This window comes from Pseudoalteromonas sp. RB2-MNA-CIBAN-0110, assembly GCF_040309305.1.
Taxonomy (GTDB): Bacteria; Pseudomonadota; Gammaproteobacteria; order Enterobacterales; family Alteromonadaceae; genus Pseudoalteromonas; species Pseudoalteromonas arctica.
The window spans coordinates 56,045-82,654 of the sequence record NZ_JBEOOQ010000002.1 but is presented as its reverse complement, the minus strand read 5'-3'; the positions used below and the strand labels follow the sequence as shown (position 1 = coordinate 82,654).

Below are 26,610 nucleotides of genomic sequence, written 5' to 3'. Positions count from 1 at the left end.
AAAATAAAATCGCTTTTTTGGTTATTTCGCATTTTAGATTGGCTGAGTTATAATCGGATATAGACATAAACGGTGCGCTTTGGCGTACCGTTTTTTAACATTGTAGATGTAGTAATGAGTGAATTAGAAGATAAATACGCAGATATACGCCCATACAACGACGACGAAGTTGCGGCGTCGCTTACACGTTTAATTAACGATGATGCGTTTATTGATGTAATAGCAAAGTATAATTTACCGCGCTTTTTATCGGCAGTGCCTTTTATTGCGCGTCCAATGGTAAGAAGTCAGTTACGCAAAAAATGGGGCAAAGTAAGCACCGTTGAAGATGTGCAAAATGAAGTGGCACAATACTTAGATAAACTAGTGAAGCGCACCACATCAAAAGTTACCTTTTCTGGGTTAGAACAGTTAGATGCTAACCAGGCCTATTTATTTATTTCAAACCACAGAGACATAGTGCTTGATCCTGCATTAGTTAACTGGGGTTTATACCAACATAAAATGAAAACAGTGCGTATTGCTATTGGCGATAATTTATTGCAAATACCTTACATTACTGAGCTTATGCGTCTAAATAAAAGCTTTATAGTTAAGCGCTCTGCTAAAGCACCAAAAGAGATGTTAAAAGCACTGACTCAATTATCGTCATACATTTACGATTCTGTGGTCGGTGGAAATTCTATTTGGATTGCGCAAAAAGAAGGGCGTGCAAAAGACGGTTTTGATCAAACTGATCCTGCGCTTTTAAAAATGCTGCAATTAAATGGGCGTAAACAAAAGAAAGAGTTTGGCGATTATATTAAAGAGTTAAAAATAGTGCCTGTTTCTATTTCTTATCAATATGAGCCGTGTGCAATTGCTAAAGCCAAAGAGCTTTACCACAAGCAACATCATGGTGAGTACGTTAAATCGGCTGGTGAAGATATTGCGAGCATTGTTGAAGGCTTTAGTACTGCTAAAGGGCACGTGCATTTAGCATTTGGGCAACCAATTGAATCTAAATGTGATAGTGCTGAAGAGCTTGCTAAAACAATTGATAGGCAAATTGTTGATTCGTTTTATTTACACCCAGGCAATTACATCGCTGGTGGTTGTAAAGATGCGGTAATAGACTCTCCTGATACAGCGACATTTGAACAACGTTTAGCCTGTGTACCTGAAGAGTTAAAACCATTAGTGCTAGCTATGTACGCTAAGCCATTTCACCGTAAAACAGAGATAAATACTAATAGCTGTGAACATTAATACTCACAGCTCAATGAAATTAAGCAGCAATTAAATTGCTGCTTTTTTTTTGCTCAAAAATAACGCTATACTAATACTTCCTCTTCAACTGGGCGGTACTTATGCATGCAACAAATTGAAATATTTGATATTCCAAGTCCTTGCAAGAGTATTTGCTTAGTTAATAACAGAGGGTATTGCAAAGGGTGTTATCGTAGTCGGGATGAACGCTTTTCGTGGAATACCTTAACCAACGACCAAAAAAAGAAGGTGCTTAGTTTGTGCCAGCAGCGCTACAAACGTTATCTTCAAAAAAAGCAGCAAAATGCAGTGCCAAGCACACAGGCGCAGCAGCAAGGGTTCGACTTTTAAAAGCTTAATCCATACTTGGCTCTTAGTGCGTACACAGTGCCATTGTTAGTTAAGTTAATTAATGACATTTTAAGCTTTTCTACCAAGTTTTCATTACGCTTATTTAAATAATGGTAAAGCGGATAAGTATTCAGCACTTCTTTTACAAAGCAACCTTGAGGTGAAGGTAGCTCATTGTTTTGCATTATAAAATTAATCATTAAAGCTCCCTGTACTTTTTTCTGAGCAAGCAAATTAAGTTGGGTATTCATGCTTTTAACTTTAATAATATTCCCTGCAAACTGTGTGCTTGCTAAATAATGCTCTTGGACAGGGTAGCCATCAACAATTGCGACGCTATCGAGCTGTTCTAAACTGCTAGGTAAACAGTTTTTATATAATACTAAGTCAAACTTAAAGAGCTCATAATCGACCCTAATTAAGTTTTCGTAATTTTCTTCAACGCTTGCATCTCTTCCTAACTGCCCATCAAGTACGCCATTATTTGCAGCTAGCAAAGCATTTTGGTGGCTAAAATCGATTATATGTATTTTAAAACCGATATCTGCGTATGCTAACTTTAATAACTCTAAGGCATAATCAGCTTGTGGTGTACTTTGCGGACGATTAAAAGTGAGGTTGTATTGATGACTAAAACAAGAGGCACTAAAAAATAAATTTACCAATAATAACAAGATACTAAAATGTCTATTCATTATCAGTTCCAATTACTACAGAAATAAATAAAATAAGACGCGTATAATAACAAGGAGATTACCTCTTGCCCAGTTTCGGGGTTAATCAAATAATTTTAAAAGCGAATGAGGAAGTATTGTGAGTTTTAATTTATGCCTATTGCCACGTGAAGAAAAATACCAAATTCAGTTAGATTATGAAGCGTCTTTTTGGGCGTATCAAATTAAGCGAAATAAAAAAACGAGAGAGCAAGTTTATAATACAATCCATAGCCGTCCAATGGCTGAACAAATGGTTTTGAAGCAAAAATTTGAGCAATATTTAGCGCTAATGCTTAGCTAAGTGTTGATATAAAAATGTATACAGTTGAGTTGCTGGATGGGCTAAAAGTTCCACTCGTTAATAAATTTTATAAAAAACATAATGTAAGAGGGCGGGCTAATAAACAAGATAAGGTATGGGTTACTTACTATAATAATGAAATAGTTGCAGCATGTAGGCTGCAAGATAAAACAGAGTTTTTATTTTTATCTACCGTGTTTGTTGCGCTGGAACATCGCGGTAAAGGTGTTGCTAAACAGCTATTATCAACACTCTTAAAGTCGCAAGATAAGATGATTAATACCTTCGCATATAAAAACGTAGTTGATTTATATTGTGCTATTGGTTTTAACCAGGTGTTAACATATACTCTTGCTTTACAAGTACTTTTTGATACTTACAAACATCGAAATATAGTCGCTCTAGAGTACCCATAATAATAAATAATAATATGGAATAAGCATGAGTAAATGCGTTAATGGGATCATTAGTTGCTTTGTAGTTTTAATAACTATCCTAAGTTGCCAAGTAGGCGCACAAGTAAAACGTTTATCTCCAAGCGAAGGCTTATCGCAAAGCTACGTTAATACAATGCTTATCGACACTAATGGTTACCTTTGGCTTTCTACTGAGGCTGGGCTTAATCGTTATGATGGCTATCAAGTTATTCCAATAAACGGCCCTAATGGTGAATTAGAAGAAGCGATCATTGATCGTATTTACCAAGACCCTCAAGGGCACATTTGGATAGCCTCTTTACTTGCAGGCCTATTTAGATACGACCCCGTAACAGATTCATATCAGCAATTCCTAGAAAAACCTACCAGTGAAGAAGAGATTATCAATCAGTCTGTGTTTAGTATGGTGGCCGTTGATAAAAAAACACTTTGGATTGGCCGAGGCCGCGATTTTGCAAAGCTTGATATCGCAACCGGAAAAATAACAACTATTTTTGAGCTGCCTGCTAAATATAAAAATACTCTTGTGAGAAAGCTGTTTGCTTACAATGGTTATATATTTATAGGTACAAGCCATGGCGCATACGTATTTGATATTGCCACAGAGCAAGTTAGACCCCTGCAGCATTTAAAAGGTGAAGCTGAACATATTTACCAAAATAATGTTAAGTCTTTCGCATTAGGTGAAAATAAACAACTATTAGTCGGGGCGGTACAAGGCTTATACGAAGTTGATATTAGTAATTTATCAAAAATGTTTGAACGCCCAGATTTACCTTTTAAAAGTAAAGTATTACTAAGTGACCTAAATGTTTGGAGCATAGTAAACGAACACGGAACAATAGATTTAGCTACCGACAAAGGCTTGTTTAAATTTGATTTAAACACCGGGGAGATGATTAAAAACACTCGAATAGCCCAAAGTAAGTACACACTTGCCGATACCAGTATTATTGATATGGCAAAAGATAAATCGGGTGGTACGTGGGTTGCGACTAAGACTGATGGTGCGTTTTATTTATCTCATGACAGCTATCATTTTAATAATGTCGATGGCACTTTGCTCGGGGGGGATGGTTTATCGCATCACTCTATCTGGGGGATTACCGAATATAAAGACAAGCTTTGGCTTGCAACGCATAACGGTATTACCGAGGTTGATTTAAAAACAAATATTGGTAAAGCTTATTTAAAAGATTACAAAGTCGACTTACTCACCACTGAGTTTACCGTATATGAAATAACGCCTTATAAAAATAATTTATGGCTTTATACGAACCGTGGTTTGTTTATTTTTGACCCTGTAACGCATCAAGTTAGCGAACCTAAAGTGCATAACCCTGCTAATCAGGAGTTAATTACCGGTAGGGTGCATGGCGTAACACTAATGCCAAATGGCGATCTATACTTTGTACACTCAGATCATGGGGTATTTATATACAATATAGATTCTCAAGTAATAACGCGTTTGGGTGGCCAGTTTGATCAGTTTGAACCATTTTTAGCTCATGGCTTTTTACCTGCGCTGAGCAATAAACCAGATTCACCATTATTTTTTAATGCCGGTATTTTATACCAAGTAAACCCAAGTGATTTAGCACTTAAAATGATTTATAAAGTGCCAAAACAGCATGAAAACGTAGCCATTAGTGTGCTTTCTTACTTAATAGATAACAACAATATATTGTGGATATCACTTTCTAATTTCGGCTTAATAGGCCTTGACGCATCTACCTATCAATTAGTCCATACAATTGATTTAGAAAGGAATAAATTAGGCACTCTGCTATACGATATGGTGCTAGATGATGATGGCATGATCTGGATGAGTAGCCATAAAGGCATTTGGCGATTAAACCCAGAAACACTTCATTTTCAGCAATTTTCTATATCAGAAGGGCTACTCTCTGCTGAGTTTAATAGCAACGCCATGGCACAGCTCAAAGATGGCCATATTGCGTATGGTAGCTTAAAAGGTTTTACTTATTTTCATCCAATGGAAAACCAAAACTATCAGTCGCTTATTGATCACGTAAATATTACGCGAGTTGATTTAATGTCACGAGATTTATCGCTTGATTTAAAACAACCGCTCAACGAGGTTGTGTTAAACCATGATGATATAGGGCTTGAAGTTGCATTTTCGGCCATGGCATTTAGTAATCAAGAACGCATCATTTATGAGTATCAACTCGATAACGGACAAAAAAGTTATACCCGAAATAACAACCGTGTATTGTTTCCAAAATTGAATCCAGGTAATTATCAATTAAAAGTTTGGGCTAAAGACCCCCTGACTGGCGAATATACCTCGCCTGCTATTTTAAAAATAAAAGTAAAGTATCCGCTTTGGCGTGCACCTTATTTTATGGTGCTTTACGGCATGCTGTTTATTGGCTTTGTTGCTATGTGGGTTATGCGCCGTAATAAAATTCAGCGTATTTTATTGGCAGCAAATAAAGAAAGTAAAGAAAGCGAAGCCCGTCTAAAGCTAGCGCTTGAAGGTAGCGAATCGGGTGTTTGGGATTGGGAATCAAGCAATCCAAGTATTTATCAACCTCGCTTAGCGAGTGAGTTAGGCTACGAAAATGAAACCGTGAGCCTTGATGAATATTTATCTAAAATTCATCCGCAAGACAAACAGCTATTTCGCTTAGAGTGGCTTGAGTTTTTATCTACCGATAAAGGTTACTTTAATTGCACCTACCGCCTGCGCCATGCAAAAGGCTATTGGCGCTGGTATAAGGATTTTGGAAAAGTCGTTGAGTGGGATGATAAAACGCCACAAAAAGTAGCGGGTACCTACACAAATATGACCCGTGAGATGGTGTTTGAAGAACACGCTTTACTATTTACAGCAGCATTTGAGCAAACACGTGATTGGGTGTTTATTCTCGATAAAAATTTAAATATTCGGGCTTCTAATAAATCACTGCAAACTGCCTTTAACTTCTCTGCTGAGTCGTTATCTAGTCGAGCATTAAATTTAGGTATATCGCGCAGCAATCGTTTTGATTATTTACGCATAATGCAAAAGCTATCTATTGGAGAACACTTTTCGTGTGAAGACAGTGTAGTTTTAGCAAGTGGTGAGTCGCGTCATGTACTTGTGAAAATAAGTGCAGTGGCCGATAACGAACAGCGCCTTAATAGTTATGTCATTATTTTAACCGATATAAACGCACAAAAATCAGCCGAAAACGAGCTGCACTTATTGGCCAACTACGATGCCTTAACAGGGTTGCCAAATCGTACGTTATTTAATGACCGCGTTGAACACGCCCTTGAGCAAGCAAAATTGCACGAATGTAAAGTTGCTTTATTACATATAAATATTAAGCGTTTTAAATACTTTAATGACTCTTTGGGGCATGCAGTTGCTGATGAGCTAATTAAAGAAGTTGCTGAGCGTTTAAAATGCTCCTTGCGTCCATCTGATAGTGTTGCTCGATTTGGTGGCGATGAATTTGTAGTACTGGTGGAAGATATTCAGCAAATCGAACAAGTACTCATTATATGCACTAAGTTGATGGATTGTGTGAATCAAAATATTACGATTAATGGCCAAGTTGTAAACGTTAATTTAAGTATTGGTGTGTCTATATCACCAGATGATGCACAGCAAGGCTCTGCGCTTTTAAAAGCTGCGAGTATAGCGTTATATCATGCAAAAGACTCTTTAGAGGGGCGTTATCAGTTTTATAAGCAAGAGATGAATCAGCATGTTCAAAGAGCGCTGCATCTTGAGTCTCAGCTAACTAAAGCGTATCAAGAAGAAGAATTTTGTAATTACTACCAGCCTATCATTAACGCTGAAAGTCAAAAAACAGAAGGCTTTGAAGTACTGCTGCGTTGGCCTGAAAATAAGCTTGTGCAAACTCAAGAGTTTTCGGTGGCAGCAGAAGGTATAGGCCTAATTACAAAAATTATGCTGCAGACTTTTGCGCGCGCTTTATTAGAGCTAAAAGAGTGGCGAAAAGCCTCTCCTAGCCTGTATTTATCTATTAATTTATCGGCTCTTGATTTTGAGTTTAAAGATCTTGTTCCTGAAATTAAAAAAGCGTTAAGTAATTCAGGAGTGTCGTCTGAGGCAATTGTTTTTGAAATAACCGAATCAATATTAATGCGTGATTCAAAAGAAGCGCTACACAGCATGGAACAACTTAAAAAGTTGGGCTGTAGATTGTACATGGATGATTTTGGTACGGGTTACGCATCGCTTACTTATTTAAAGCGTTTTCCTATTGATGTATTAAAAATAGATAGAAGCTTTGTACAAGACATAGGCATAGATTCTGACGATGAAGCTATTATTCAATCAATACTCGCGCTTGCAGATAGTTTAGGTAAAGAATGTGTAGCTGAAGGCGTAGAAAGCTCGCACCAACTCGCCTTTTTAAAGGCGCGAGGATGCATGCATTTTCAAGGGTACTTATTTAGTAAACCGGTACCTAATACCGAAGTACTCCCGCTTATTAATCGCAATTGGAGTGATATATTTAATTAATAATAGCAGTACTTATTTAAGGCCTTTTACCGCAGTGCCTGCAAAACAAATGGCTATTATGCTCGTTCAACTGCGTTTTAATGGCCTTATTAGCTTCTAGTTTACTCAAGCCTAATTTATAGCGTAGTTCTTCTAGGTGTTCTTGTTGAGTATTATTAAGAGTGCCATCTTGAATTTGTTCATGTACGGCATCTTCAAAAAATTGGCGGCGTTTACGTATTTGTTCTGAAAAACTAGAGGCCAGTAAACCGGTAGGTATCGCAACCATTCCCATGCTCAGTAGTGTGATAACCCCGCCGAAAAACTTACCCAATGGCGTTATAGGTACTACATCGCCATAACCAACGGTTGTTAATGTTGCCATTGCCCACCACATAGCCGCAGGAATAGAGCCAAATTTATCGGGTTGTATGTCGTGCTCAATTAAGTAAATTCCGCATGAAGCTAAAATAAGCACGACGGCCATAATAAAAAAAGCAGCCATTAATGAACTACCTTCATCGTTAAAGGCTTTTAAAAGTAGCTGCATGGCGCGTGAGTAGCGAGTGAGTTTAAATACCCTTAATAGTCGGAGCACGCGTAAAAAACGTAAATCGAGAGGAAATAAAAACATCATTAAGCTTGGTAAAATCGCAATTAAATCAACAATTGCTAAAGGGGAGAAAAAATAGCTAAGCCGACGTTTGGTATGAGACCCTTCCATTGCTGCATATTGTGTTTTATCTACGCAAGCCCAAAGTCTGGCTAAGTACTCAATAGCAAAAATAGTGACCGAGACAATTTCTAAAACTAAGAATTCGTTGTAGTACTGCTCTGCCACACTTGGAATTGATTCAATAACAATGGCTACAACGTTGATCATTATTAAGCTAATGAGTGCAATATCAAGAATATGTCCCGCTCGATGGTACTGGCCTGTGCCTTCAAACAGGCAAGCCATTTTTTGTCTTAAAGTGTGTGGTTCATTCATTATTTAAGTTTAAGTACCATATTAATACTGCCTTCTTCAAAGTCGCGACTAATTTTAAAACCTAACTTACGGGCAAGCTCAATCATCCCTGTATTCTCTGGTAAGGTTATGCCTTCAATCGATTCCACACCTTGACGTTTACAGTGGTTAATTGCTGCACTCATTAGTATGCGACCAAGCCCTAAACCTTGGCAATCTGAGCGTACTACAATGGCAAACTCAGCATGCAGGTTATCGGGGTCCATAATGACGCGAGACACACCTAATGTGCGAGTTTTACCTTCAAAGCGTTGGCAAACAATAAACGCCATTTCACGGTCGTAATCAATTTGCGTCATTTTCGCGAGTTGATCGTGGTTAAATTGTGGTAGTTCGCCAAAAAAGCGTTTATATCTGTCTTCTTTATTAAGTGACTCGTCAAATGCTTTATGAGCTTGTTCATCTTCTGGCTTTATTGGTCTGAGCGTAGCTTGGGTGTTGTTTTTAAGTGTTACCACTTCAACAAGTTCAATAGGGTAGGGACGAATAGATAAGCGCTTACGATTGCTCTGAGTTTGATAACGGCTAAGTGTCATGGTGGCATCGAGCACTAAAAACTGTCCATTACTGGCAAGTATAGGATTAAGTTCCATTGAGCTTATGTCAGGTTGATCAATAACTAACTGAGAAATACGCGTTAGCAGTGCACATAAACGATACTTATCAACTTTTTCGGGTAATATGCGCTCCTTTAGTACGCCTTTATCGTGCGCTGCGGCAATTAAATACTTTGCTAAATTCATATTTAGTGGAGGCAGAGCAACAGCGGCTTGCGCATATTCAAGGCCGGTTCCTGCTTCACCTAATAATATAACAGGACCAAAATTAGGCTCGGTTTTAATCGCAATTCGCAGCTCATTTGCGCCTGCTCGCGGCGCCATTTTTTGTAATGAAAACCCTTCAATAACAGCATCCGGATAAGTGTTTTTAATACGGATAAGCATTGCAAAAGCGGTTTGTTCAACCTCGTTGGCATCGTTTAAGTTAAGCACCACACCACCTACTTCAGACTTTGAAGCAATGCTTGGGCTAATAAGTTTTAACGCGACCGGAAAACCAAGTTCTATGGCTTGCTCTCTGGCTTCTGTTGGGGTGTAAGCCACCTCAGTTTGAATGCATGTAATACCATAGTGATTTAATACTTGGCTTGCCTGATGGGTAGGTAAGTAGCTTTGTCCGTCATCTAAAAACTCATTAATAAGCGCTTTAGCTGCTACTTTATTTATTTTTGCGTCATCTGTATTCGACTCAGGTGTTTGCGTTAAATGCTTTTGGTTACGGCGATACGTTACCAAGTGCATAAACGCGCCAACAGCACCCTCTGGTGTTCTATAAGTTGGTATTGCGTTGTTTGAGCACACTTTTCTGGCGGCGTAAGATGCGTCTTCACCCATAAAATTAGTTATAACGTAAGGGCGTGCCATTTTGGGTAATGTTTGTAAGGTTTCTACAATAATGTTGGCGTAGTCTTCGCTGGGCGCAAGCGCTGAGGGAGTATGGATAATCAGTAAGTTTTTAACTTCTTTTGCGTGCAGTAAAATTTCTAATGCTTGCTTATAACGCGCAGGTGCTGAGTCGCCAAAAATATCCACAGGGTTTGAGGTGGTTTCTGATTGCGGAATTACTTTATTTAGCGCATTTCGGGTTTCAGCGCTCAACTCGGCTAATTTACCGGAGCTTTGAATTAGCTCATCAACGGCCATAACACCCGGGCCGCCACCATTAGTTAAAATTGTTAGTTGCTCTACTTTTAATAATTTTGGATGCATGGCGAGTGTTTGTGTCGCTGCAAATAGCTCTCGTAAATCATTTACGCGCAGCATACCCGCTCGTTGAAATAACGCATCGTAAACAGCATCAGAGCTTTGCTTTCCGCCGGTGTGAATCTCGGCTGCAAGTGCGCCTGCACTTGTTTTACCTGTTTTAATTGCAATTACAGGTTTACTAAAGGCCGCAGCTCTTGCTGCTGATATAAAGCCACGAATATCTTCAATGTTGTCAATGTAGAGTAAAATAGCTTTGGTTTTAGCATCACGACCTAAAAAGTCGAGTAGTTCATTAAAGTTTATATCAAGGCAATCACCTACCGATACAAAATATGAAAAGCCAATTTCTTTGTTTTTAGCCCAATCTAAAATGGTTGAGCATACTGCTGCTGATTGCGATACAAATGCAATTTTACCTGGGCTTGCCACTGTATGTGAAAAGCTCGCATTTAAACCAATATGAGGGATCAGCAAGCCCAAACAATTGGGTCCAAGCAAAGTAACCTGTTTGGCTTGAGCGCATGCTTTAAGCGCGCTTTTTTGCTCCCCAGAAAGCCCATCTGCAATAACAATAGCCGTTTTACAGCCAAGCTCTCCAAGCTGCTCAATAATATCAATTAAGGTATTTTTGTTAGTACAAATAACAGCAAGGTCAGGTACTTTTGGTAAGTCAGCAATAGAGGGGTAAGCAAGTACGCCATGTACTGCGCTATGGCTTGGAGTAACGGGCATTATCGGCCCTTTAAAACCGCCTTGAAGTAAGTTGCGCATAACCACAAAACCAGCACGAGTTGATATATTAGAGGCACCAATAACGGCCACTGAGCTTGGGTTAAAAAACTGGGTAATGCGCTTAAGGCTCATGGTTTTTCCTAGGCTGATTAAATTTTGCGTTATTTATAGTCTCAATGTACCCTGTTTACTGTGTTATTTCGAGCGTCTAGATGCTTATTATTGATATCAATCAAGGAGATTATTGTGAATAAAACCCCCGGTTTTTACATTGTTATAGCGGCTATTTGTTTAAGTATAGGCTTAATTAGTTTAGGGTTTATTTTAAAGAGCACAGCTCTCAGTGTAAAAGAGATGGAACGTACTGTGCAGGTTAAGGGATTGGCCGAGCGAGAAGTTATAGCCGATACGGTAATTTGGCCTCTGCAATTTAGTGATGCCGACAATAATCTTGAAAAATTAGTAAGCCGAGTTGAGAAAAAAAATGATGCTGTAACTGCTTTCTTAAAACTGCATGGTTTTGACGACGATGAAATAACAATAGGCAGCCAGTCAGTTATTGATAAGCAAGCACGTGAATACAGTAATGAAAATCAGCAATTTAGATACATAGTGCGTTCAAATATTATTGTTTATTCTGATGCGCCAGATAAAGTGCAAAACGCGCTGAGCAAAGTGAGCCAGCTTGCTAAACAAGATATCGCAATAGTGCAGGACAGCTACGAAACAAAAGTTGAATACATTTTTACAGGCCTCAATGATGTAAAACCTGCGATGGTGCAAGAAGCAACTGAAAAAGCGCGTGAAGTCGCTAATAAATTTGCTAAAGACTCTAATTCAAAATTAGGCAAAATAAAAACAGCTCGCCAAGGGCAATTTAGTATCAGTAATCGAGATTCAAACACACCGCAAATAAAAAATATAAGAGTGGTAACCAGTGTTGAATATTATTTAAATGACTAGGGCCTGTTGACCTTTCAGGATTAAAATTTGTTCAATCTAGGGGCCGATTTAATCGCGGCGTGAGGTTTGTAACCTAGCGGGCTAAGTAAAAACCGAGCAAAGCTTCCGCGTCCTGCTCACGCCCCTTACCTACATCCATGTAGGCAACAAAGAGTAAATTGCCCCTAGGCAGAACCCTTCGGGCAGCGCATGTTTGGCATTTATTCCACGTTATCGCCTATTTATGGGGAATAACCACACTGCATAAGCTCTGCCTTGCCTAAATACCAAACATACTGCTGCAAATTTAACCTCGAAAGATAAACAGGCCCTAGGAAATAATATGTCAGAGTCTAAATATGGTCAGTTTGTACTGGCGCCTCGTTCGTATTTTTTTACTGCTATAGCGAGCGTGGTGTTTGCGTTTATTGGCTTTAGTTATAATGCATGGCGAATGGAGGCAAGTGAAGAGAACAACAATACACGCATTGCTAGCTTTCAAATATTACAAGAACTAGCCGAGCTTGAGCTTATTGTATTTGCGGCACATTACGATAATAACAAAATAGATGGCAGCCCTAGAAAAGGCTGGGTTAAAGTTAACTTAATTCATGACTTAAGCTACTTAGCCGTTGATAAAGTACATTTAAAAACAAAAGACTTACAAAAGGTCTGGCAAACTAATTGGCCAAATATGGTTGATCACCAAAGTGCTGCGCAATCTATTACACATGCTATAGACAGTGTGCGTACAGAAGTTGTGAGTGAATTAAAGCGCCTTGATTAAGTGAGCAACTTGCGCCGTTGAGCGTTGCAAGTAAGCGGCGCTCAGTAAAATTGTGGTCTCGTTAACTTTTTGCCCTTTTAGTACGTTGGCAAGCTGCTGTTTTGCGTTAGGGTTTTGTTTTTGCTCTATTTCCATTAATGCTAACAAAGCTGAAAATTCATGCTTTACCGGTGTGCTCGATTTATTTGCATAGGCAATGTAGCAGGCAACTGGTGTTAATCCGTGAGAGTTGGGCTGCGCCAACGCTTTAACTAAGTCATCATTTGATTCAAACAACATTAAAGAGCGTACATAGTTAAAGGGCAGCTTTGTACCATCGGCATGTTTAAACACATTGTGCAGTACGTTATTTCCTTGAGTATCTTGTACTAAAAAGCCTTTATTTACTCTCAGCGCAGGGGTAAAAAAGCTCAATGCGTCAATATTAGTGAGTTGGTTAATAAATAGAGAAGGTGCTGTATTAGTACTTAATATACGGATTGCTATGTTTTGCATAAAGTCATACTTAACACTCAACCGTTGGGCGCTGTCATATAAATGGTTAAGCTGCAAAGTTTGCTGAGCAGGGCTTAACTGCCTAAAGTCGTTATCGAGTTCATTTAACTGCTGCTTTGAAATACGCGCATTAAGTAGTTGTATGCTTAAATCCATTATTATTTCCAAAATCTTTTTTGCTACTATAAAACAAAAAAGGCCGCAAATGCGACCTTTCATATTTAAAGCAATTGTTTAAATTGGTTTTAAGCCTTTTTGCTTGCTACCCATTCATTAACAAAGTTTTCAAGTACATTAAGTGGTACAGGACCATTTTTAAGCACTACGTCGTGGAACTGGCGAATATCAAATTTATCACCAAGTTGCTTTTTAGCTTCTTCACGAAGCTCTAAAATCTTAAGCATACCCACTTTATAAGCTGTTGCTTGTGAAGGCATTACAATGTGACGCTCAACCATTTTAACACCGTCAGATGTTGCATTAGGCGTGTTATTTACGTAGTAATCAATACCTTCTTGGCGAGTCCACTTCATTGCGTGAATCCCCGTATCAACCACTAAGCGACATGCGCGCCATAATTCCATTGAAAGACGACCAAAATCTGAGTAAGGGTCTGAGTACATGCCCATTTCTTTAGGAATGAACTCTGAGTATAAACCCCAGCCTTCAATATACGCTGTGTAGCCACCAAACTTACGGAACTTAGGAATACCTTCTAGTTCTTGCGAAATAGCTATTTGCATGTGGTGTCCCGGAATACCTTCGTGGTATGCCAGCGCTTCCATTTGATACGTTGGCATTGCTTCCATATCGTAAAGGTTAGCGTAGTAAACACCTGGGCGTGAACCATCAGGAGCTGGCTGTTGGTAAAATGCTTTACCTGCTGCTTTTTCACGGAATGCTTCAACCGCTTTTACTTTTAAACCTGCTTTTGGTTTAACAATGAATAATTCATCTAAACGCGTTTTCATTGTATCAATAAGCCCAGTGGCTTCATCAAGGTAGCGTTGTTTACCTTGTGCATCATTAGGGTAGTAAAATTGCTTGTCAGTTTTCATAAACTGCATAAACGCTTTTAAGTCGCCTTTAAAGCCAACTTTGTCTTTAATCTCACGCATTTCATCATGAATACGTGTCACTTCAGATAGACCAATTGCATGAATTTCTTTAGCAGTTAAATCTGTTGTAGTTGTGCGCTTAAGTGCGTTGTTATAAAACGCTTCGCCATCAGGTAATTTCCATGCGCCATCGCGATCATCTGCGCGTTTTTCAAGCTGTGCAAGGTAATTAATTAGTTTAGAGTAAGATGGTTTAACAGCCGATTTTAATGCATCTGATGCATCGCTGATTAACGAGTCTTTTTCGTCTTGGCTAATTTCAAGCGCTGTTACTTTACGTTTAAAGTCAGCAAGCAATGTAGAATCATCGCCTTTTTCAAACGGTGCACCGTGAATAATGTTTTTGCTTGAATCAATAACATGCGGGAATACAAATTTAGGGGCAATGATGCCTTTTTCTGCACGTACAGTTAAATCAATAATAAGCTGATCAATAACACCAGTTACACCATTTAAACGAGAAATGTAGTCTTTAGCTTCTTTTACATTACTAATTGAGTGCTGATTAATTAAAAACGCAGGGATCATAGAATGCGTACCAAACATTTGGTTCACAGGGTAGTTATGGTAACGCCATTTAAAGTCAGCAATTGAGCTTTCAAGATCTTGTTTTTTTAAGTCGTAGCTAACTTTTGTTGCATCATCTAATAAATCACGGCTGATTGCTTTTAGTGCAACTAGGTCAGCTTTTGTTTGCGCTAAATCTTTAAGCTGTCTTTCTTCGCTGCCATCATCCCACTTATCGTAATCTTGCTTAATACCCATGTATGTTTGATATACAGGACTGCTCATTACGTCGCGGTTAAATGTATCTTCAAAAAATGCATTGGCTTTGTCTATTTCACTTTGTTGTGATTGAACTGCTTGTGCAATAGGAGCTGAAGTCGCTTGTTGTGTTGTTTGCTGGCAACCAGCAAGTAGTGCAACGCTTACTGCGGCCGCAATAAAAGTAAGTTTACGCATTGTTTTCCCTTTTGTTGTTAGAAACCCATTAGGGTGTTTTATATTTATTTTTTGTGTAACGCTGGGCGCTACACAAATAATTCTAGCAGGTCATTTAAAAAGCGATGACCTTTTAAGCTTACCTGCCAATGGCTATCTGTTTGAGTCAATAAACCTTTATTAATTGCTTGGTTTAATGCACTTTGCTGACTTTGCAGTGGCAGTGTTGTAAGTTTATTAAAATCATTAATTGGGCAAGGCTCAACAAGGCGAAAGCGATTCATAAAAAATTCAAACGCTAAATCGTCTTGCTCTACATGCCAGCTTTTATACATATATGGTTTAATTAAATCCATATAGCCGCGTGGGTGTTTAACCTTTTCAGTACGCGTAATAAGCCCTGTATTTGCATCAGTAACCTTACCATGCGCGCCGCAGCCAATACCGAGATAATCGCCAAAACGCCAATAATTCAAGTTATGTTGGCACTGATAGCCTGGTTTTGCATAACCCGATATTTCGTATTGTATGTAACCTGCTTGAGCTAGTAACTCGACCCCTTGCTCTTGAATGTCCCACAGTATTTCGTCTTGTGGCAAGGTAGGAGGTTTTGAAGCAAACTGAGTATTGGGTTCAATAGTTAGTTGATACCAAGATATATGAGGAGGATCGAGCGCTATTATTTGCTTTAAATCGCTCAGTGCATCGTCAAGTGTTTGCCCTGGTAAGCCATGCATTAAATCAAGGTTAAAGCTATTTAAACCGGCTTCCTTAGCTTGTTGCGCAGCATAATTAGCCTCGTCGCTGCCATGAATCCGACCAAGTGCTTTTAACTTGTCGTTTTGCATGCTTTGCACGCCAATCGAAATACGGTTAATGCCTGCTTTTACGTAATCTTTAAAGCGACCTGTTTCTACTGTACCAGGGTTGGCTTCAAGGGTAATTTCACAATTGTCTTCAAGCCCAATTAGGCTGTCGACTTCATTTAATAATCGGGTATAAGCTGCACCAGTTAATAAGCTTGGCGTGCCGCCACCAATAAAAATACTGTGAATTTTACGCCCTTGTACTAGGTGCAAATCAGCTTTTAAGTCATCAATTAAATGCTGAACATATTCAGCTTCAGGTATTTCACCTTTTTGTCCGTGGCTATTAAAATCGCAGTACGGGCATTTTTGCACGCACCAAGGTACGTGCACATATAAGCTCAGTGGTGGAAGGTTCACAGGCCGCCTTTTTGCTGTAGCTCTAGCAATAGTTTTTGTAGTGCTTGGCCGCGATGACTCACTGCATTTTTTTGCTCTTTTGTAAGCTCAGCACTGGTACAATTTTTCTCTGGTACAAAAAATACAGGGTCGTAACCAAAGCCACCGTTGCCATTTTGAGTGAGCGTAATTTCGCCTTCCCAGCTTGCACTGCAAATAAGGGGGGTAGGGTCATCTGCGTGGCGCATTAATACCAGTACACACCAAAAACGAGCACTACGGATAGGGTTATTACCCAAGTCTACGAGTAACTTATCAATGTTATCTTGATCGCTGGCACCTGGGCCTGCAAAACGGGCAGAGTAAACACCGGGTGCGCCATTTAGGCCATCAACTTCTAAACCTGAGTCATCGGCAATAGCAGGCATGCCAGTAATTTTAGCGGCATGACGCGCTTTAATAATGGCATTTTCAACAAAGGTAGTGCCGGTTTCGGCAACTTCACCTACGTTAAAATCGCTCTGTGGAACTACATTAATATTCAGAGGGCTTAGCATGTTAGCTAGCTCATTTACTTTGCCAGGGTTACCTGTAGCAAGTACTAAAGTTTTGGTCATGTTATTAATCTACGTAAAATTTTTGCTGAAACTGTAATTTTTGAAATTGATTACTTTGTTGTATTTCAATCTCAAAGCGTAAAATCTCTTCGTTGGTATAATCAACTTGGGCAAGGTAATAAATTGAATCACCTTCTTTTACTTCTTTAAAAGTAAGCGTTTGTTTATTGCCAAGTAGGTTTCTAGCTGTGCCAGTCAGCTTTGCTGTTTGGGCTGTATTTTCGGCATCATTTTTTAAAACAGAAATATTCACTATGCCTTTGTATCCGCTTCGCTCAAGGCCATACGCTTTTGCTATTTTTGGCTGAATAAAAGTAGAAGGAAAGGCGATGTAGTGCACTTGCCAAGGGCCAAGCTCTTTATATTGTGCGCCTTGCATTTCTTCGCTTTGCGCGTTAAATGCAAATGCTAAACAAGCAATAAAACAAAACTTAATTAAACGGTTCATTATGTATTCCTCAAAACATATAAAAAAGAGGCCTTTGGGCCTCTAATTAAAAAATCCATATTAGACTAAAAAATCCATAAGCAGCATTTGCAAAAACTGAATACCAATAATAAGCACTAAAACTGATAAATCTAAGCCACCCATTGATGGCAATATTTTACGAATTGGTTTTAGCATTGGTTCAGTAAGCTGATGGAAAACCGCTTCTATAGGGTTATAACCTTGGCTAACCCAACTTAAAATAGCGCGAATAATAAGTACCCAAAAAACTAAGTTAAGGCCTTCTTTTAGTACCGTTATAAGTGCTTGTATAATTACAGGCTGTATTGCCCACGCATTATATATAACAAGCATTAAAGTACTAATTTTTGCTACAGCCACTATAAATGCCAACAACAGAGATGCTAAATCAAGCCCACCAAACCCAGGAATGATTTTACGCAGTGGTTTTACCGCAAACGACGTGGCTTTAACCACAAACTGGCTCATTGGATTATAAAAGTCGGCTTTTGCCCACTGCAGCCAAAAGCGCAGTAATACCACCATTAAAAACAAATCAAACAGGGTACTGATTAAAAATTGCATGGCATTCATAGTGTAACCTTCAATAAAAAAGTGGTTTTAAAGTTCTTTTTCCATTTGCTCTGCACGCGCAATACACGCATCCATTGCATCGCCAACGGTTTTAGTTAAGCCTTCATCTTTTAAGTGCTCAACAGCTGCGTGAGTCGTACCGCCTTTAGATGTTACGTTTGAACGTAGTTGCGAAATACTAATATCAGGCTGGCTAAGTGCCATTTCAGCAGCGCCAAGGGCTGTTTGTTGTACTAAACGACGAGCGTCTTCATCATTAAAGCCCAGCGCTTTGGCTTTTTCTTCTATGGCTTCCATAAATAAGAAAAAGTAAGCCGGCGATGAGCCAGTCACAGCAATAATATCGTTAATTTGTGATTCTTTTTCGACCCATACAACAATGCCAGTGCATTCAAAAACTTGTTGTACAAACTCGTGTTCGCTTTGTGTTTCGCCCGCGCCATATAAACCTGATACACCACGGCCTAATAAAGACGGTGTATTTGGCATACAACGTACCATTTTAACGTCTTGACCTAGCATTTCACGTAAACGTTTTACAGTTAAGCCAGCAGCAACAGAAATAAACAGTTTATCGCTAAAATCTACGCCCGACTCTTGAAACGATTTACATAAATCGCCCATCATTTGTGGTTTAACAGACAAAACAATTACATCAGCATCGCGCAGGGCTTCGTTATTGTCACTGGTGGTTTGCACCTTGAAATCAAAGGCTACCTTTTCAAGCTTTTCTTGGTTGCGGTTAGTCGCAATAATGTTACTTGCGTTAAAACCGTTTTTTACCATGCCACCAATAATGGCGTAGCTCATATTACCTGTGCCTATAAATGCGATTTTTTTATCTGACATAAATCTGTTATCACCTTTTAAGTTCGTGTTCCAAAAATGTCTGTGCCGATCCTTACCATGGTTGAGCCTGCACTAATGGCAGCTTCAACATCGTTACTCATACCCATCGACAAAGTATCTACTTGAGGATATTGGGTCTTTAGTTTATCAAAGCAAGTTTGTAATTGCTCAAAAGATTGAATTTGCGTATCCAGATCGTTGCTTTTAGCGGGAATCGCCATTAAACCTCGAAGTGTTAAGTGCTCACATTGGTTAATAAAATCGGCAAGTTCATCTATTTCATCGCGGTGGCAACCCGACTTCGCTTCCTCATTACTTATATTTACTTGAATAAGTATATTAAGAGGCTGTTTATCGTCTGGGCGCTGGGAATCTAATCGTTTCGCTATTTTTATGCGATCAACACTTTGCACCCAATCAAAGTTGGCAGCCACTAAAGCACTTTTATTAGATTGAATAGGGCCAATGAAATGCCAAATGATGTCGCTATATGACTGTAGTTGAGCTATTTTATCTATAGCCTCTTGAACATAAGATTCACCAAATTCGCGCTGACCATGCTCATAAGCTGCAATAACATCTTCGCTTGGTTTAGTTTTAGACACTGCCAGTAGAGTGACTTCGTTAGTGTTTCGTTGTGCAATTTTTGCCGCGTCTGCAATTCTAGCGTAGGCGGATGTGAGTCGTTCTGCTATTGTAACCATATATTTATCAGTTAGTTGTGGAGTCATAAATGGATATTACCGAATTATTAGCGTTTAGTGTGCAACACAAAGCATCCGATTTACATTTATCGTCGGGTGTTTCACCTATGATACGCGTAGACGGTGATGTTCGCCGCATTAATATACCAGCCCTTGCAGACAAAGACGTAAACAGTCTGGTTTACGATATTATGAACGATAATCAACGCAAGGACTACGAACAAAATCTCGAAGTGGATTTTTCGTTTGAAGTGCCTAATTTAGCACGTTTCCGTGTGAATGCGTTTAACTCTAATCGCGGGCCTGCTGCGGTATTTCGTACCATACCAAGTGAAGTGTTAACGCTTGATGATTTAGGTGCGCCAGATATTTTTAAAACAATCTCCGATACCCCACGTGGACTCGTGTTAGTGACAGGGCCAACTGGCTCTGGTAAGTCAACAACACTTGCCGCTATGGTCGATTATATAAATCAAAATAAACATCACCATATTCTAACAATCGAAGATCCAATCGAGTTTGTTCACGATAATAAATTAAGCCTTATTAATCAACGTGAGGTACATCGCGATACTCATAGCTTTTCAAACGCGCTACGTAGTGCATTGCGTGAAGATCCAGATGTAATATTGGTTGGTGAGTTACGTGATTTAGAAACAATTCGTCTTGCAATGACCGCTGCTGAAACAGGCCACTTAGTGTTTGGCACGTTACATACAACATCTGCACCAAAAACCATTGACCGTATTATCGATGTATTCCCAGGTGAAGAAAAATCAATGGTACGTTCAATGTTATCTGAATCTTTGCGTGCTGTTATCTCGCAAACACTGCTTAAAAAGATTGGTGGCGGGCGAGTTGCAGCACACGAAATTATGATTGCAGTACCTGCTATTCGTAACTTAATTCGTGAAGATAAAATTGCACAAATGTACTCGTCTATTCAAACCGGTGCGTCTGTGGGCATGCAAACAATGGATCAATGTTTAACTAATTTAGTTAATCACGGCATTGTTACAAATGCGGCAGCGAAAGAAAAAGCACAAGACAAAACACAATTTGGCGGGTAAGAAACTATTATGGCTTTATCTTTAAACGACTTTTTACTCATCATGATTGAGAAAAAAGGCTCTGACTTATTTGTATCGAGTCAGCTACCTGTAAGTGCAAAAATAAACGGCGAGCTAACAGCCCTCAGTGACGATAGGCTTACAGATGAGCAATCGCTTGAGTTAGTTGAATCTGCAATGAGCGAAAAGCAAAAAGCAGAGTTTCATACAACGAAAGAATGTAACTTTGCGATTGCCACTGACGAAGGGCGCTTTCGTATTTCTGCCTTTTGGCAACGCGATAAAGCAGGTATGGTTATTCGCCGTATTGTTACGCAAATACCTGATGTGAGTGAGCTAGGTCTTCCTTCTATTCTTACCGATGTAATTATGTCTAAGCGTGGCCTTGTTTTGTTCGTCGGTGGTACTGGCACGGGTAAATCAACCTCGCTAGCCGCACTTATTGGTTACCGTAACCGACATCAACGTGGTCATATACTGACTATTGAAGATCCGATTGAATTTGTTCATGAGCATCGCAAAAGTATTATTACTCAACGCGAAGTAGGGCTTGATACCGAAAGCTTTGAGTCAGCACTTAAAAGCTCATTACGCCAAGCTCCCGATGTAATTTTGATTGGTGAAATTCGCTCTCAAGAAACTATGGAATACGCACTAAGCTTTGCCGAAACTGGGCACCTGTGTGTTGCAACACTGCATGCTAATAATGCTAACCAAGCGATTGACCGTATTATGCATTTAGTTCCAAAAGAAAAACACGATAAGCTTAAGTACGATTTAGCACTTAACTTACGTGCAATTGTTGCTCAGCAATTAGTACCGACTGCTGATGGTGAAAGCCGTGTTGCAGCTATTGAAATATTGCTTAACTCACCAATGGTTGCTGAACTGATTAAAAACGGTGATATTGGTGGTATTAAAGAGGCAATGGCTAAATCGAAAGAAATGGGCATGCAAACCTTTGACCAAGCGTTATTTGAGTTGTATAGACAGCAGCGAATTAATTACGCTGATGCACTGCATCATGCTGATTCGCCAAATGATTTACGCTTAATGATTAAACTGCGCAATAACGAACAGCAAGGTGCGGGCTTTTTACAAGGCGTTACTATTGATGGCCTTGACGATAAAAATAGCGATCAATAATTTAAAAAGTAATAAATATAAATACTTAATATAAAAAAAAGCGCCAATTGGCGCTTTTTATTTATATAACAGATTATTTATATAGCCTGTTTATTCACCGTAACTAGACTCAAAAAAACTTTCTAAAATAATAACCGCAGACATATTATCTACGTTACCTTTGCCTAAGTTTTTATAGCCACCACTTTCAAAAAGTCGCGCTTTAGCATCCGCAGTCGTTAAACGCTCGTCTTGTGTTTGCACTGGAATGCCATAATGATTATGTAATCTGTTGGCAAACTTTTTTGCTTTAAAGGTAACCTCTTGTGACGTTCCATCCATATTTAGTGGTAAGCCAACAACCATTAAGTCAGGCTGCCATTCGGTTACTTGTACAGCAATATGGTCCCAGTTAGGAATGCCATCTTGTGCTTTTACAGCCTTAAGGCTAGAGGCGCTGCCTGTTAGCTCTTGCCCAATAGCAATACCAATACTTTTGGTGCCAAAGTCAAAGCCCATTACAGTGCGTTCGCCTTGCGGCTTAAGCGATTTTTTTGTCATGTGTATCTTGTTTAAGTTTGCTAAGGGTTAAGTTACTATTATGCGTGACCAGCTTCAGGGCTGAGTTGGCTAATATCAAAGCCCAACATTGAAACTGCTTTTTCCCATCGTTTTTCAACGGGGGTATCAAAAATGATCTTCGGATCGGCTTCTATTATCAACCAACTGTTATCAAGTAACTCTTGTTCGAGTTGTCCTTGCTCCCATCCTGAATAACCCAATGTAATAATAAATTGTTCAGGTGCTTGTGCGGTAGTTAAGCTTGCTAAAACATCTTTTGAGGTAGTGATCATAATATCGCTACTGAGTTTTTGGCTTGCTGAATAACCTGATTGAGGAGAGTGCAAAACAAAACCACGGTCAGTTTTAACGGGTCCGCCTGCAAACACACTTACTTTTGCTGCGTTTTGAGTTTTGTCGTTATCAATTTCTATTTTATCTAAAAGTTCGCCAACGGTAACATCAATAGGTTGGTTTATTACCAAGCCCATAGCCCCATCTTCATTGTGCTCACAAATATAGGTAACAGCACGTTTAAAAAAAGGGTCTTGCATCGACGGCATCGCGATTAAAAAATGATTTTCTAATGACTGCATAGATTTCACCCTTTTTAGTTAATGAACTTTGAGTATGGCACATACCTTTGTTTTTAAAACTAAAAAAGCACTTTCATACAGTTTAAAAATTAATAGTTAACAACTATATTAAAATTTATGACACGAAAGTGCTTTTAATAACGATAGGTAGATACTTATTTATTTATTTATCTAGCTTTCTTTCAATGGCATCAAACAAAATACCTGTAATAGAAATATCATAAGCAGCTTCAATTTCGCGCACGCACGTTGGTGCAGTTACGTTAATTTCAGTTAATTTATCGCCAATAATATCTAAACCTACAAATATTAAGCCTTTTTCTTTAAGCGTTGGTGCAACCGCTTGCGCTATTTTTAAATCTGACTCGCTAAGTGGACGGGCTTCGCCTCGACCGCCAACAGCTAAATTACCGCGTGTTTCACCATTTTGTGGAATTCGCGCTAAACAATACGGAATAACCTCACCATCAATAACCAATACGCGCTTGTCGCCTTGTTTGATCTCTGGGATGTAATTTTGCACCATAGCAAAGCGGCTGCCGTGCTCGGTTAGCGTTTCACAAATTACACCAATGTTGGCATCGTCTTCTCTAAGGCGGAAAATAGATGCGCCACCCATGCCATCAAGGGGTTTTAAAATAATGTCTTTATGCTCGGCTAAAAACTCACGAATTTGTTTTTGGCTACGTGTAACAAGTGTGTCTGGCGTATGTTCGCTAAACCATGCTGTAAATAGCTTTTCGTTAGCATCGCGAAGGCTTTGTGGCTTGTTAATTATTAACGTACCTTCTTGTTCTGCACGCTCTAAAATATACGTCGCGTAAATGTATTCAGTATCAAAAGGAGGATCTTTTCGCATTAAAATAACATCAAGGTCGGCAAGGGCTATAGTGGCTTTTTCTTCAAGCTCGTACCATTTTTCTGCATTATTAAACACTTGCGCTTTAGACGCTGTAGCGTACGACTTACCTTTACGAAGAGATAAATCATCCATCTCCATATAATAAATTTCGTAGCCGCGTTCTTGCGCTTGCATCATCATTGCAAAACCGGTGTCTTTTTTGATGTTAAATCCACTAATAGGATCTGAAATAATACCTAACTTAATTGCCATGCGCTGTGCCTTACTATAAATGTTACTGTTTATATGAGGGTGCTTTTAGTTATTTCAATTAGCTAAATCGCCAAATTGAAGTTGTAATGCACTTAAGACCGTTAAAGCGGCTGTTTCCGTTCGTAAAACGCGCGGGCCTAAGCGAATATCCACAAATTCTAGTTGTTTAGTTAGTGCCATTTCATCGTCGGTAAAGCCGCCTTCTGGGCCGACTAAAAAGCGTACGCCATCTTTAGGTACCGTAATGGTTTTAATGCTGTGCTCAGCACGAGGGTGAAGAGTGAGCTTAATTGCATTGGTTTGTTGTGCAAGCCATTGTTTTAAATCTACAGGGGGATGAATAATTGGCACAAAATTACGCCCAGATTGCTCTGCCGCTGCTATTGCAATTTTTTGCCATTGTTGGTGTTTTTTCTCAAGACGATCGCCCATTAGTTTCACGCCACAGCGCTGACTAAAAATAGGGGTGATTTCGGTAATACCCAGTTCAACTGACTTTTGAATTGTAAAATCCATTTTATCACCACGGGATACACACTGGCCTAAATGAATTTTAAGCGGAGATTCTACATCATGAGGATTAAGCTCTAACGGCATTACGACGACTGTTTTTTTTGTTACCTCAATTATTTCACTAAGGTATTCGCCGCCTTCGCCATTAAAAATAGATACATGCTCGCCTACTTTCATGCGCAGCACTCTGCCAATATGCCCTGCAGCATCGTCATCTAAAGTTACAGGGGTGTTTAGGGCAATACTCGATGTTTGATAAATATGAGGAACTCGCATAGGGCGTCACTTATTACTTAGCGTAAAAATATATACTGCTATGGTAAGTAAGCTGGGAGCTGTGCGCAATTATTTATTTTTATTAAGTTGCTCTGCAAGGTCTATTAAATCTTGTGGTGTGTGCGCTATATCGTGGTGATTTTGCGAAGGTTCCGTTAACGTCTCGTCAGTAACTAGGCTTAGTGTATAGCCTGTATCATCAAAGCTTATTAAAAAGCGCTCTTCATGTAACGAGTTATAAATAAAGCGTTGTTTATCGCTTGCTAGTAAGTAATCGGTACTATTAAAAAGGACTCCGTGTAAATCGTGATGCTCTTTTAGATAGTTAATTAATTCAGAAACGCTTATTTCGTTTTCAAGGTCGCAATAACTATAGTCTTTAATAAGTTCGTCAAACATCATTTTTACTAACTGGCGGGTATTGCTGCCTGCAGCAATAAGCGTACTCGCTTTTGTTTTACCATTATTATTTACATAGTATTCGGCAAATGCTCGGCTAAATTCGTTGTCTATGTCAATTAACAAGTAATTCGTTATTTCAAGTGGCATAGAGCTAGGACCTTGTTGCATTTAAGTAATTACCATTATTACTTAAATGCAGACTTTTAATGGCTGTATTTTAGTAAAAAGGTCTAAAGAGAAAACATGCTAATAAGTAAATAGCCTATAGCACAAAAAACAGCAAACTCTATACATGCTACCCCAATATTATCTTGATGGTCTATTTCAAGAGCCGTATCAATATTTGGTAAAGAGATAACTTTTATCACATACGTTAAGCTGTAAAGCAGTATCCACATTACACCGCAATGCATAACGAGTGTAAATATGTTTTCTACCATTTTACCGTTTTGAAATGCTGCGCTAGATAAACCAGCATACACAGCCAATGCTAAGCCGATTGATTTACCAGCATACCTTATACCAATAGATGTATTCTCTAGGTTAAAGTTACTTTGTAGCGAAGCTCCTTGATTTGCTTTTGCAAAACGGTGTTCTCGTATTTTACTATCCAGTGCAAACATTCCCTGAAGCGTAAAAAAGCTAACACAAGCAATAAGTAAGTTGCTGAATCCTTGGGTGTGCGTCCACGTGTACAAGCCAAGTGCGATAATACAGTTAGCGATTAACATGCCTGAATCTACCAATGCAGCACATACATTTTGTTTTAGTATGGCAGCTTCTTCGTTAAACCTGTGAAGTATCCATTTTCTGTGAATTAAATGACCCACTTTTATAAAAGTGAATAAAAGAATAATAATAATTAACACTTTTAACGGGTTTGACTGTGCGGTACTTATGCTTATTTCGTCAAATAAGAAAGCCATAGTGGCTATAACAACTGATATTTCAGATGCAAAACTAATACCCATGGCAAAGTTGTCGTGTTGTGCTAGCTCATCTTTAAGCGCTTGTTTTGCTTTGATTTGAGTGACAACTCGTAAACAAAAAATAGTTATGCAAATAACCGCAAAACTAATGGCAATCGCAATAAAACTAGTGTTAGATAAAGACAAATATGACATGGTGATCCTAATTAAGTTAACCTTTCTAGGTTTTAATCATTCTAGTACGGTTATTGATGAT

Annotated in this window: 26 protein-coding genes; 9 read left to right on the top strand and 17 right to left on the bottom strand. The window is 39.0% G+C overall.

Annotated features, from left to right (window positions below):
- Nucleotides 1-114 precede the first annotated feature (114 nt).
- Both AAEY68_RS01690 and AAEY68_RS01685 read left to right on the top strand, forming a co-directional pair.
- The gene (locus tag AAEY68_RS01690; protein WP_024590668.1) at nt 115-1,248 is read left to right on the top strand and encodes a 1-acyl-sn-glycerol-3-phosphate acyltransferase; all 1,134 of its coding nucleotides are present in this window, start codon (nt 115-117) and stop codon (nt 1,246-1,248) included.
- Between the two features lie 105 nt (nt 1,249-1,353).
- On the top strand, nt 1,354-1,599 hold the full coding sequence (locus tag AAEY68_RS01685) for a DUF1289 domain-containing protein (protein WP_007586940.1): 246 nt from the start codon (nt 1,354-1,356) through the stop codon (nt 1,597-1,599).
- Here the strand turns inward: AAEY68_RS01685 and AAEY68_RS01680 are convergent.
- Nucleotides 1,596-2,294 carry a substrate-binding periplasmic protein gene (locus AAEY68_RS01680; RefSeq protein ID WP_007586939.1) on the bottom strand — a complete coding sequence of 233 codons (699 nt, stop codon included), beginning with the start codon at nt 2,292-2,294 and terminating at the stop codon, nt 1,596-1,598. The two genes, AAEY68_RS01685 and AAEY68_RS01680, sit on opposite strands and share 4 nt — an antisense overlap.
- A 118-nt stretch (nt 2,295-2,412) precedes the next feature.
- On the opposite strand from AAEY68_RS01680, the gene AAEY68_RS01675 reads away from it, so the two are divergent.
- The 3 genes from AAEY68_RS01675 to AAEY68_RS01665 are packed head-to-tail and all read left to right on the top strand — an operon-like array spanning nt 2,413 to nt 7,560.
- Nucleotides 2,413-2,616 carry a DUF3283 family protein gene (locus AAEY68_RS01675; protein WP_002962585.1) on the top strand — a complete coding sequence of 68 codons (204 nt, stop codon included), beginning with the start codon at nt 2,413-2,415 and terminating at the stop codon, nt 2,614-2,616.
- A 14-nt stretch (nt 2,617-2,630) separates the two neighbouring features.
- Nucleotides 2,631-3,032: a GNAT family N-acetyltransferase gene (locus AAEY68_RS01670; protein ID WP_024592829.1), complete on the top strand. Its 402-nt coding sequence runs from the start codon at nt 2,631-2,633 to the stop codon at nt 3,030-3,032.
- A 25-nt stretch (nt 3,033-3,057) separates the two neighbouring features.
- Nucleotides 3,058-7,560, top strand: coding sequence for an EAL domain-containing protein (locus AAEY68_RS01665; RefSeq protein WP_024592830.1), 4,503 nt, complete (start codon nt 3,058-3,060; stop codon nt 7,558-7,560).
- Nucleotides 7,561-7,576: 16 nt separating this feature from the next.
- Here AAEY68_RS01665 and AAEY68_RS01660 read toward each other — a convergent pair whose 3' ends face one another.
- Entirely contained in the window at nt 7,577-8,530 is a 954-nt protein-coding gene (locus tag AAEY68_RS01660; RefSeq protein ID WP_024592831.1) for an ion transporter, read from the bottom strand.
- Nucleotides 8,530-11,199, bottom strand: coding sequence for a bifunctional acetate--CoA ligase family protein/GNAT family N-acetyltransferase (locus tag AAEY68_RS01655; RefSeq protein WP_010553300.1), 2,670 nt, complete (start codon nt 11,197-11,199; stop codon nt 8,530-8,532). The genes AAEY68_RS01660 and AAEY68_RS01655 overlap by 1 nt, the downstream gene beginning before the upstream one ends.
- A 114-nt stretch (nt 11,200-11,313) precedes the next feature.
- On the opposite strand from AAEY68_RS01655, the gene AAEY68_RS01650 reads away from it, so the two are divergent.
- Together AAEY68_RS01650 and AAEY68_RS01645 are read left to right on the top strand one after the other, a co-directional pair.
- The gene (locus AAEY68_RS01650) at nt 11,314-12,030 is read left to right on the top strand and encodes an SIMPL domain-containing protein (RefSeq protein WP_024590673.1); all 717 of its coding nucleotides are present in this window, start codon (nt 11,314-11,316) and stop codon (nt 12,028-12,030) included.
- 322 nt (nt 12,031-12,352) lie between these two features.
- Nucleotides 12,353-12,796: a hypothetical protein gene (locus AAEY68_RS01645; protein ID WP_024592832.1), complete on the top strand. Its 444-nt coding sequence runs from the start codon at nt 12,353-12,355 to the stop codon at nt 12,794-12,796.
- Here the strand turns inward: AAEY68_RS01645 and AAEY68_RS01640 are convergent.
- From AAEY68_RS01640 to AAEY68_RS01605, 8 genes are all read right to left on the bottom strand, one after another.
- Nucleotides 12,779-13,447, bottom strand: a complete 669-nt coding sequence (locus AAEY68_RS01640) for a hypothetical protein (RefSeq protein ID WP_024592833.1) — start codon at nt 13,445-13,447, stop codon at nt 12,779-12,781. The genes AAEY68_RS01645 and AAEY68_RS01640 overlap by 18 nt on opposite strands.
- Nucleotides 13,448-13,536: 89 nt before the next feature.
- Nucleotides 13,537-15,372, bottom strand: a complete 1,836-nt coding sequence (locus AAEY68_RS01635; RefSeq protein ID WP_007585419.1) for a DUF885 domain-containing protein — start codon at nt 15,370-15,372, stop codon at nt 13,537-13,539.
- Nucleotides 15,373-15,440: 68 nt separating this feature from the next.
- Nucleotides 15,441-16,577 (bottom strand): radical SAM family heme chaperone HemW, encoded by a 1,137-nt coding sequence (gene hemW, locus AAEY68_RS01630; RefSeq protein ID WP_007585418.1) that lies wholly within the window; start codon nt 16,575-16,577, stop codon nt 15,441-15,443.
- Nucleotides 16,574-17,173: an XTP/dITP diphosphatase gene (locus AAEY68_RS01625; protein WP_007585416.1), complete on the bottom strand. Its 600-nt coding sequence runs from the start codon at nt 17,171-17,173 to the stop codon at nt 16,574-16,576. Before AAEY68_RS01625 ends, hemW begins: the two co-directional genes overlap by 4 nt.
- Before the next feature lie 4 nt (nt 17,174-17,177).
- Nucleotides 17,178-17,621: a DUF4426 domain-containing protein gene (locus AAEY68_RS01620; protein ID WP_007376526.1), complete on the bottom strand. Its 444-nt coding sequence runs from the start codon at nt 17,619-17,621 to the stop codon at nt 17,178-17,180.
- Nucleotides 17,622-17,681: 60 nt separating this feature from the next.
- Nucleotides 17,682-18,215: a YggT family protein gene (locus tag AAEY68_RS01615; RefSeq protein WP_007585413.1), complete on the bottom strand. Its 534-nt coding sequence runs from the start codon at nt 18,213-18,215 to the stop codon at nt 17,682-17,684.
- 27 nt (nt 18,216-18,242) lie between these two features.
- Nucleotides 18,243-19,064 carry a pyrroline-5-carboxylate reductase gene (gene proC / locus AAEY68_RS01610; protein ID WP_002962567.1) on the bottom strand — a complete coding sequence of 274 codons (822 nt, stop codon included), beginning with the start codon at nt 19,062-19,064 and terminating at the stop codon, nt 18,243-18,245.
- A gap of 17 nt (nt 19,065-19,081) precedes the next feature.
- The gene (locus AAEY68_RS01605) at nt 19,082-19,795 is read right to left on the bottom strand and encodes a YggS family pyridoxal phosphate-dependent enzyme (RefSeq protein WP_007585410.1); all 714 of its coding nucleotides are present in this window, start codon (nt 19,793-19,795) and stop codon (nt 19,082-19,084) included.
- 2 nt (nt 19,796-19,797) lie between these two features.
- Here AAEY68_RS01605 and AAEY68_RS01600 point away from each other — a divergent pair, with 2 nt between their 5' ends.
- The gene (locus tag AAEY68_RS01600) at nt 19,798-20,838 is read left to right on the top strand and encodes a type IV pilus twitching motility protein PilT (protein WP_007585408.1); all 1,041 of its coding nucleotides are present in this window, start codon (nt 19,798-19,800) and stop codon (nt 20,836-20,838) included.
- Nucleotides 20,839-20,847: 9 nt separating this feature from the next.
- Complete coding sequence (locus AAEY68_RS01595; RefSeq protein WP_010553294.1) at nt 20,848-21,984, top strand: PilT/PilU family type 4a pilus ATPase; 1,137 nt, start codon at nt 20,848-20,850, stop codon at nt 21,982-21,984.
- Nucleotides 21,985-22,074: 90 nt separating this feature from the next.
- On the opposite strand, the gene ruvX is transcribed toward AAEY68_RS01595, so the two are convergent.
- The 6 genes from ruvX to AAEY68_RS01565 form a co-directional block, all read right to left on the bottom strand.
- On the bottom strand, nt 22,075-22,524 hold the full coding sequence (gene ruvX, locus AAEY68_RS01590; RefSeq protein ID WP_008170791.1) for a Holliday junction resolvase RuvX: 450 nt from the start codon (nt 22,522-22,524) through the stop codon (nt 22,075-22,077).
- Nucleotides 22,525-22,562: 38 nt separating this feature from the next.
- Nucleotides 22,563-23,120, bottom strand: a complete 558-nt coding sequence (locus AAEY68_RS01585) for a YqgE/AlgH family protein (RefSeq protein WP_007585401.1) — start codon at nt 23,118-23,120, stop codon at nt 22,563-22,565.
- 163 nt (nt 23,121-23,283) lie between these two features.
- On the bottom strand, nt 23,284-24,234 hold the full coding sequence (gene gshB / locus AAEY68_RS01580) for a glutathione synthase (RefSeq protein ID WP_007585399.1): 951 nt from the start codon (nt 24,232-24,234) through the stop codon (nt 23,284-23,286).
- A 54-nt stretch (nt 24,235-24,288) separates the two neighbouring features.
- A complete protein-coding gene (rsmE, locus tag AAEY68_RS01575) occupies nt 24,289-25,023 on the bottom strand; it encodes a 16S rRNA (uracil(1498)-N(3))-methyltransferase (RefSeq protein ID WP_007585397.1) in 735 nt (244 codons plus the stop codon).
- Nucleotides 25,024-25,092: 69 nt separating this feature from the next.
- Complete coding sequence (locus AAEY68_RS01570; protein WP_007585395.1) at nt 25,093-25,593, bottom strand: hypothetical protein; 501 nt, start codon at nt 25,591-25,593, stop codon at nt 25,093-25,095.
- Between the two features lie 62 nt (nt 25,594-25,655).
- A complete protein-coding gene (locus AAEY68_RS01565) occupies nt 25,656-26,549 on the bottom strand; it encodes a DUF350 domain-containing protein (protein ID WP_007585393.1) in 894 nt (297 codons plus the stop codon).
- Nucleotides 26,550-26,610: the final 61 nt, after the last annotated feature.